This is a genomic window from Pedobacter sp. 01T416_2 (assembly GCF_056398925.1).
The window spans coordinates 1-9,017 of the sequence record NZ_JBFTQI010000168.1; the positions used below are offsets into that span (position 1 = coordinate 1).

Annotated in this window: 6 protein-coding genes; 4 read left to right on the forward strand and 2 right to left on the reverse strand. The window is 38.9% G+C overall.

The window, feature by feature from the left end; genetic code table 11:
• Window positions 1-850 (forward strand): FKBP-type peptidyl-prolyl cis-trans isomerase (locus tag AC1DPQ_RS09470; protein ID WP_477608972.1); only part of this gene is annotated, 850 nt, incomplete at its 5' end.
• On the opposite strand, the gene AC1DPQ_RS09475 is transcribed toward AC1DPQ_RS09470, so the two are convergent.
• Both AC1DPQ_RS09475 and AC1DPQ_RS09480 read right to left on the reverse strand, forming a co-directional pair.
• Entirely contained in the window at window positions 840-2,141 is a 1,302-nt protein-coding gene (locus AC1DPQ_RS09475) for a cryptochrome/photolyase family protein (RefSeq protein ID WP_477608974.1), read from the reverse strand. The two genes, AC1DPQ_RS09470 and AC1DPQ_RS09475, sit on opposite strands and share 11 nt — an antisense overlap.
• A 112-nt stretch (window positions 2,142-2,253) precedes the next feature.
• A complete protein-coding gene (locus tag AC1DPQ_RS09480) occupies window positions 2,254-3,156 on the reverse strand; it encodes a TIGR01777 family oxidoreductase (protein WP_477580103.1) in 903 nt (300 codons plus the stop codon).
• 170 nt (window positions 3,157-3,326) lie between these two features.
• Between AC1DPQ_RS09480 and AC1DPQ_RS09485 the strand changes: the two genes are divergently transcribed.
• The 3 genes from AC1DPQ_RS09485 (at window position 3,327) to odhB (ending at window position 8,886) form a co-directional block, all read left to right on the forward strand.
• Window positions 3,327-4,601 carry a DASH family cryptochrome gene (locus tag AC1DPQ_RS09485; protein WP_477580101.1) on the forward strand — a complete coding sequence of 425 codons (1,275 nt, stop codon included), beginning with the start codon at window positions 3,327-3,329 and terminating at the stop codon, window positions 4,599-4,601.
• 187 nt (window positions 4,602-4,788) lie between these two features.
• Window positions 4,789-7,584, forward strand: coding sequence for a 2-oxoglutarate dehydrogenase E1 component (locus AC1DPQ_RS09490; RefSeq protein ID WP_230144520.1), 2,796 nt, complete (start codon window positions 4,789-4,791; stop codon window positions 7,582-7,584).
• 75 nt (window positions 7,585-7,659) lie between these two features.
• Window positions 7,660-8,886, forward strand: coding sequence for a 2-oxoglutarate dehydrogenase complex dihydrolipoyllysine-residue succinyltransferase (gene odhB / locus AC1DPQ_RS09495; RefSeq protein WP_477608976.1), 1,227 nt, complete (start codon window positions 7,660-7,662; stop codon window positions 8,884-8,886).
• The last annotated feature ends 131 nt before the right edge of the window (window positions 8,887-9,017 follow it).

The window sequence follows — 9,017 nt, forward strand, 5'->3', positions numbered from 1 at the left end:
TAGCCTATTCACACTTTTACTGGCTACTACAATCTTCAGCTCATGTAAAAAGGAATATGAGTCTATTGAAAGTGTAGATGATGCCGCTATCCAGGCTTATCTTAAAAAGAATAATCTTACTTTCACTAAAGATACAAAAGGCTATTATTATAAACTCACCGACGTAGGTTCTGGTGCAAGTGTTGCAAACCAAGATTCGGTTTATTATTCATATACTTTTAAAACCTTATCCGGGCAGGTGCTAAATCAAACATCTGATTTAATGATTCCAGGTACCTTTTTGGGTTATACAGATCGATTTACCATTAATAGTGTGTCATATGTATTCACACCAATTAGAGAAGTTTTAACCAAATTGAAAAGAGGAGGCAAGGCAACTTTAATTATGCCTTCTAGCATGGCTTTTGGTAGGAACGGCGTAAGTTTTTTAAATATTGGTTCGAATGAAAATATCCTTGTTGACTTAGGCATATATGCTGGGGCGAAAAGACATGAAATAGACGAATTTGAGATCAATAAATTTATTGCCAACAATAATTTAACACTGATTAAAGATCCTTCCAGAGCACGCTATAGCATTACCACTCCTGGAACGGGAACAGACGTAATTAATGTGAACTCTACAATAGTTGCTAACTACACCGTTCGCTATTTAGATGGAACAGTTTTACAAAGTAGTACCGATGGAACTTTTACTGATGTTTTGAGTAATTTATATAAAGGGTGGCAGTTAATATTGCCGGGAAAAGTAACAGCCGGGGGAAAGCTTCGTTTGATTATCCCTGCTGATTTAGCTAACGGGGTATCTCCTTTAGATTTCGATATTGAAATTGTAAAGGTTACGAATTAGATAAAGCCTCTTTAAAAACTTTTAAAACCCTTTCTCTTGCAAATGTATGCTCAACTATTGGTTGGGCATATTTTTTTGTCCCAAATTCTGGTACCCACTTTTTAATATAGTCGAACCTGGGGTCGAATTTTTTGGTTTGGAGTTCAGGGTTAAAAACCCTAAAGTATGGTGCGGCATCGTTCCCTGACCCGGCCGCCCATTGCCAGCCTCCTACATTGCTTGCCATTTCGTAGTCCAATAACTTTTCGRCAAAATAAGCCTCTCCCCAGCGCCAATCGATGAGTAAATGTTTGGTTAAAAAACTGCCCACAATCATGCGTACACGATTGTGCATCCAGCCGGTTTGGTTGAGCTGCCTCATGCCGGCGTCTACAATGGGGTAGCCCGTATTGCCTTCGCACCAAGCCTTAAACTCATCTTCGTTGTTGCGCCATTTAATTTTATCGTATTGTTTTTTAAACGAATCGAAAGCCGAATAGGGGAAATGCCAAAGAATGGTCATGTAAAATTCCCGCCATGCCAATTCTGAGAGCCTGACGTTCGATTTCGCTTCCAATGCATCTTTAACTGCTTTCCGGATGCTTAATGTTCCAAAACGCAAATGCAGTCCGATATGTGTGGTGCCATCAAGCGCAGGGAAATTACGTTCTTTTGCATAATCATCTAGTTTGTTTTTATAGCTGATTTTCGGGAAATCCAGTTTGCTCTTTTCAAAGCCCATCTCTTTTAACGTTACACCAGGCAAATGCTCAGTTTTAAGTAAATTTTCGAAGTATTTTTTAGTAGGATAAGCCTTTACATAAAAATCGTTAAGCTTGGCATGCCATTGTTTGTAAAAAGGTGTAAAAACAGTGTAAGGTGTTTTATCTGCTTTTAGGATTTCGTTTTTTTCAAAAATAACCTGATCCTTGTACGTTTTGAAGGCTATTTTTTCGCTGGTTAAAAATTCGGCCATGTTATCATCACGTTCGCGGGCATAAGGTTCATAGTCATGATTGGTATATACGCCCTTAACATCATATTCCTTTAAAATCTCTGACCATATTTTTTCGGGCTTGCCATATTTTACCAATAAATCTGACCCATGTAGCTGAAGTTCTTTTTTTAAATCCTCAATGGTTTGGTAAATGAAAGTTACGCGGGCATCAGCTATTGGAAGTTTATCCAATATGTTTTGATCAAAAATAAACAATGGTAAGATCGGATAACCACTTTTAAGTGCATGATACAAAGCAGCATTATCTGCTAAACGTAAATCGCGACGAAACCAGTGAATGGATATTGAAGTCATTAAAGGGGATTATAAGCAACTAAATTATTTTGAAGATTTGAACAATTAAGGAAGCGTCTGGAGCTGAGCGTTTGGCGTCGGTTAACCAATTTAAACAGTTAATCGATTAACCCTATTTGTACAGATCTTTTAATGCATGACCCAAATGGGTAAATTTAAATTTGAATCCCGCATCTAGAATTTTTTGTGCCGAGGTATTGTTGCTCATTAAAACAGCTTCTACCCGTTCTCCTAATAACAATTCCAGTGCCTTTTTCGGGACATTGATAGGCCAAACTGGACGATGCAAACGTTTGGCAATGGCTTTGGTTAACGCCTTATTGGTGACTGGGAAAGGAGCGCAGGCATTATAACAATTCTCCATTTTGAGATTTTCGATGGCTTCTATGTACATTTCTATCATATCATCAATATGCAGCCAGGGAGTCCACTGTTTACCAGTGCCTAAAGCTGCTCCGGCAAATAACTTAACTGGTTTATCGAGTTGCGGTAAGGCGCCGCCATGATTGCTTAAAACGATTCCGGTGCGGAGTTTTACAATTCTGAGGCTTAGCTTTTTACCTTGGTCTACAGCATCTTCCCAAAGTTTACAGCATTCGGCTAAAAATCCGTAACCGTTTGGACTTTCTTCGGTTAAAATTTCATCACCACAATCACCATAAAAACCAACTGCCGAAGCAGAAATGAACGATTTTAGTTGATGATCGGGCTTAGATTTAATGGCTTTAAAGAGTAATTCTGTCGATTTTACACGGCTATCGATGATCTGTTTTTTGCGTTCATCGGTCCATTTTTTATCGGCCACAGGTTCTCCCGCTAAATGGATAATGGCATCCACGCCATTCAAACAGTCAGCATCAATAGTTCCTTTGTAAACATCCCACACAAAATTATTCGGATTTTTGTCTTTCTTTCTCGAAAGTGTGTTCACCTCATAACCTTTGCATAGTAAATCTTTTTTCAGCTCAGTACCCACAAGTCCTGTAGCCCCGGTAATCAGAATCTTCTTAGCCATCTTTTTAAAACAGTAAAGATACAAAAGGGTTTTTATGGCTTCATTTAAAACGATATTAATTCAGTTCTAATTCTTTTGTTACCTATTTGTAAAGAATTATTTAGGGGTTTGATGAAGAAGAAAAATAAGATAAATTTGTAAACGCGTTCTTACACCCTTTTCGATAAAAGATGTCCAAAAAAATTTTAGTCTGGTTTAGAAATGATCTTCGCTTGCATGACAATGAAATGCTGGTCGAGGCGATTGCTAAGTCTGATTCGATTTTGCCTGTTTACATTCTCGATCGCCGTTCTTTTGGCGAAACAAAATACGGTACGTTAAAAACAGGTAATATTAGAGCGCAATTTATTTTAGAAAGTGTTTTAGGATTACGCAATTCTTTAAAACAGATTGGCGGTAACTTGCTTGTCGCCGAAGGCAACCCTGAAGATATTATTCCTCAACTCGTTCAGGAATATGAGATTACCGAAGTTTACCATCACCGTGAAGTGGCACGCGAAGAAACGCATGTTTCAACTTTGGTAGAAAATGCACTTTGGAAATTACGCATCAACCTGAAACATTTTATCGGCCATACCTTATATAATAAGGAGGACCTCCCTTTTCCCATTAAGGATATTCCCGACGCCTTTAACCAGTTTAAAAAGAAAATTGAACGCGATTCGATTATCAAGCCCTGTTTTTCGGCACCCGATCGGATTAACGTAGCCGAAGTGATTGACTGGGGGACATTATCTTCGTTAAAAGACTTTAATCTTTTGCCGCAAAAAAAAGATCAGCGTGCTGATTTTGAATTTGTTGGTGGCGAGGCCGAAGGTTTAGCCCATCTTCAAAAAGTGATTGTGGCTATGCAGCAGGCTGCAACAACCAAGAATTTAATTCTGGCTTCAAAACTATCGGCATGGCTGGCCATGGGTAGTTTGTCGCCACGGAAAGTATACTGGGAAATTAAAAAGATGGAAGGTGTGCCCAATACAAAAGCCATGTTCAATCATATTCTATTAGGCCTGCTTTGGAGAGATTATTTCCGTTTCATGTTCAAAAAATATGGCAATACTTTTTTTAGTCCGGATGGATTTGGCAGCCAGGGACTGATTGATGTTGTGAATGAACAGGATAATTTTAGTAAATGGAAGAATGCGCAAACAGGTTTTGCTGTGGTAGATGCGGTGATGACGGAGTTAAATCAGACCGGTTTCATCTCGAATATCGCCAGACAAACCGCTGCCTTATACCTGATCAATAATTTAGAAGTAAGCTGGATTTTTGGCGCAGCATATTTTGAAGAAAAGCTGATTGATTATAACCCCGCAAGTAATTGGGGGAACTGGGCCAATGTAGCAGGTGTAGGTAACGATCAGAAATCAAAAAGTGTTTTCGATCTTGATAAAAATATCAAAAACCTCGACCCAAAAGGCAGTTACTCCTTAACTTGGGCATCATAGTTGTAATGACTGAATGATGGAGTATTGAATGATGGAATTGAAATTTTATCGACTAATACAAGTGGTATTTTTGTTATTCTCTCATTCAATAATTTTCTCATTCAATAATTCTCATTTTAATCGAGATTTTTGCCATTTATATAAGGTAAAATTCTAATTTTGTAATGCTTATAGTAAACAGTTAATAATGGATAAATTATCTTATCTTAATGGCGCAAACGCCGAATATATAGAGTCTTTATATCAATCCTATCAACAAGATCCCGAGTCTGTTGAATTTGGTTGGCAGAAATTTTTTGAAGGTTTCGATTTTGGAAGAGGATCAGAAGCGCCTGCAGTAACAGCAGAAACTCCTGAACAATTTTTAAAAGAGGTTAATGTTTTAAATCTGATTGATGGCTATCGTAGCCGTGGTCATTTATTTACGCACACCAATCCGGTTCGCGAAAGACGTAAACATTTACCAACATTAGATCTTGCAAATTTTGGATTATCGGATGCTGACTTGGAAACCGTTTTCAACTCTGGTGTTGAGATTGGTATCGGTGCGGCAAAATTGAAAGACATTGTAGCCTTTTTAAAACAAACATACGCACACTCAATCGGTGCAGAATATAAGTTTTTACGTACACCTGAAGTGTTGAACTGGATTCAGCAAAAAATGGAAAGTGCACGTAATACCCCTAATTTCTCAATCGATGAGAAAAAACGCATTCTCCGGAAATTAAACGAAGCGGTAAGTTTCGAAAATTTCTTAGGTACCAAATTTTTGGGTCAAAAACGTTTCTCGTTAGAAGGAGCAGAAGCTTTAATCCCAGCTTTAGATTCAGTAATCGAAAAAGGTGCTGAATTAGGTATTGAAGAATTTGTAATTGGTATGGCGCACCGCGGTCGTTTAAACGTGTTAGCCAATATCATGCAAAAAACATATAAAGATATTTTTGCTGAGTTTGAAGGTAAAAGCTACAACCCAGATACGCCATTTGGTGGCGACGTAAAATACCACTTAGGTTATTCTACGGATGTAACTACCGTTTCGGGTAAAAGTGTTCACTTAAGTTTATGTCCTAACCCATCGCATTTAGAAACTGTTGATGGTGTGGTAGAAGGCATGAGCCGCTCAAAAATCGATTTCAAATATGGTGGCGATAACAGTCGTTTAGCACCAATTTTGATTCATGGTGATGCATCAGTTGCCGGACAAGGTATTGTTTACGAAGTAATTCAGATGGCAGGCCTTGAAGGTTATAAAACCGGTGGAACTATTCACCTGGTAATTAATAACCAGATTGGTTTTACCACCAATTATAAAGATGCACGTACCAGTACTTATTGTACCGATATTGCTAAAGTAACTTTATCTCCGGTTTTCCACGTAAATGGTGATGATCCTGAGGCTTTGGTTTATGCAATTAACCTGGCAATGGAGTATCGTCAGAAATATAAAAACGACGTTTTTATCGATATTCTTTGCTACCGTCGTTTCGGTCACAATGAGTCTGATGAGCCTAAATTCACCCAGCCATTATTATACAAAACAATCGAAAAACACCCTAATCCAAGGGAAATCTATATCGATCAGTTAACCAAAGAGGGTAAGTTGGAAGCCGGTTTGGCAAAAGAGATGGAAAAAGATTTCCGTGGTATTTTGCAGGAACGCTTAAACGAAGCTAAAGAATTTGTTGCAGGTAATGCTGAAGTTAAATTTGGTGGTGCATGGGCAGATTTGCGTATGGCTACACCTAAAGATTTCGAATCTTCTCCAGTTACTGCGGTTAAAAAATCTACTTTATTAGAAATTGGTAAGCGTATTACAGCTTTGCCATCTAATAAAAAGTTCTTCAAAAAAATCGAAAAACTATTTGCTGAACGTGGCAAAATGGTTAACGAAACCAATGTTTTCGATTGGGCAATGGGCGAGCAGTTGGCTTATGGTACTTTGTTATCGGAAGGTAAACGTGTTCGTTTAAGCGGTCAGGATGTAGAGAGGGGAACATTCTCTCACCGTCATGCGGTATTAACGCTTGAAGATAGTGAGGAAGAATATGTACCATTGGCAAATATTTCAGATCAACAAGCGGCTTTCGATATTTACAACTCACACTTATCAGAATATGGCGTTTTAGGTTTCGAGTATGGTTATGCCATGGCAAACCCGAATGCTTTAACCATCTGGGAAGCACAATTTGGCGATTTCTTTAACGGAGCGCAAATTGTTGTCGATCAGTATATTGCAAGTGCCGAAACCAAATGGCAACGCGAAAATGGTTTGGTAATGTTATTGCCTCACGGTTACGAAGGTCAGGGACCAGAGCACTCATCAGCACGTATTGAGCGTTTTATGGAGCTTTGTGCCGACTACAACATGCAGGTAACAAACTGTACTACTCCGGCAAACTTCTTCCACGTTTTACGCCGTCAGTTTAAACGCGATTTCCGTAAACCTTTGGTGGTATTTACACCTAAAAGTTTATTGCGCCACCCTGCTTGTGTTTCTAAATTAGAAGAATTTACCGAAGGTGGTTTTAAAGAAGTAATTGATGATGTAAATGTTAAAGTTGCTGATGTAACACGTATAGTTTTCTGTAGCGGTAAAATTTACTATGAGTTATTGGAGAAACAACAGGCTGATAAATTGAAACATGTAGCCCTGGTTCGTGTAGAGCAGCTGTATCCAACTCCGGTTGATCAGATGGAAGCCATCCAGAAGAAATATAAAAATGCTAAAGAAGTTTTCTGGGTACAAGAAGAGCCAGAGAACATGGGCGCATGGCCATATTTGTTCCGCAGGTTGTACAAAACAGCATTAAAAGGCATTGATGTAATTTCGCGAAGAGAAAGCAGCAGTACCGCAACAGGTTTTGCAAAACAACATGCTAATCAACAGGCTTATATTTTAGCAAAAGCTTTAGAGATTTCGGTAACGGATGATGTAAAGGATATCGCCAAAAAAGCAACAAAAAAATTAGTTCAGATCGATTAGGTGCATTGCGCTAAGCGTTGGGAGCGTGGCGTTTGATATTGATTATTAGAAGATAAAAAACATAACATTACAAAAATGAGTTTAGAGATAAAAGTTCCACCTGTTGGTGAGTCGATAACCGAAGTTGTTTTATCACGTTGGATAAAAAACGATGGCGATGTTGTTGAAATGGATGAAGTTATTGCCGAATTAGAATCGGACAAAGCAACATTCGAATTAACTGCAGAACAAGCTGGAACTTTAAAAACCATAGCAGCCGAAGGCGATACATTAGCCATCGGTGCAGTAGTTTGTAAAATTGAAGATGGTGGTGCGGCTCCGGCGAAAGCTGATGCACCAAAAGCTGAAGAAAAGGCTGTTGTTGCTGAAGATAAAACTGCAGCTCCAGTTGCCGAAAAATCAGACGAAAGCTATGCTACAGGAACTCCTTCTCCTGCTGCTGGTAAAATTCTTGCAGAAAAAGGAATTGACGCTGCTGCCGTAAAAGGTACTGGTGTTGATGGTCGTATTACTAAAGACGATGCTGTTAAGGCTGAGTCGGGTAAAAAACCAGAAGCACCAAAAGCTAGTGCTCCTGTTGCAGCTGCTGCTCCTGCAGGTAGCCGTGGCGAACGTCGTGAGAAAATGTCTCCACTACGTAGAACGGTTGCAAAACGTTTAGTTGCTGTTAAAAATGAAACCGCAATGTTGACTACTTTTAACGAAGTTAATATGAAGCCAATTATGGATTTGCGTGGAAAATATAAAGATCAGTTTAAAGAAAAATACGGTGTTGGTTTAGGTTTCATGAGCTTTTYCACTAAAGCAGTAACCGAAGCTTTAAAAGATTTCCCTGCGGTTAATGGCCGTATTGAAGGTGAAGAATTGGTTTACAATGACTTTGCTGATATTTCTATTGCAGTATCTGCACCAAAAGGTTTGGTGGTTCCGGTAATCCGCAATGCGGAAAGCATGAGCTTGGCTCAGATTGAAAAATCGGTTTTAGAATTGGCTTTAAAAGCACGTGATAGCAAATTAACATTAGAAGAAATGACTGGTGGAACATTCACCATCACTAACGGTGGTGTATTTGGTTCAATGATGTCGACTCCGATTATCAATGCGCCACAATCGGCTATTTTAGGTATGCACAACATTGTTGAACGTCCGGTAGCTGAAAAAGGTGAAGTGGTTATCCGTCCGATGATGTACGTTGCTTTATCTTACGATCACAGAATTATTGATGGACGTGAGTCGGTTGGTTTCTTGGTTCGTGTGAAACAATTGTTAGAAGATCCAGCTAGATTATTATTAGGTATCTAGTCTCTTTTAGCTTAAAATATTAAAGCCTCGACCATTGGTTGAGGCTTTTTGGTTTTCTAGTCGTCACTCTGAATTTATTTCAGAGTCCTAATAATCAAGAGATGCTGATCCCGAAGCTTGGGGATCAGCAT

Bases quoted from the DNA above. Each gene is read 5' to 3' on its own strand.
- AC1DPQ_RS09480 (WP_477580103.1), bottom strand. From the start codon at position 3,156: ATGGCTAAGAAGATTCTGATTACCGGGGCTACAGGACTTGTGGGTACT.
- AC1DPQ_RS09485 (WP_477580101.1), top strand. From the start codon at position 3,327: ATGTCCAAAAAAATTTTAGTCTGGTTTAGAAATGATCTTCGCTTGCAT.
- AC1DPQ_RS09490 (WP_230144520.1), top strand. From the start codon at position 4,789: ATGGATAAATTATCTTATCTTAATGGCGCAAACGCCGAATATATAGAG.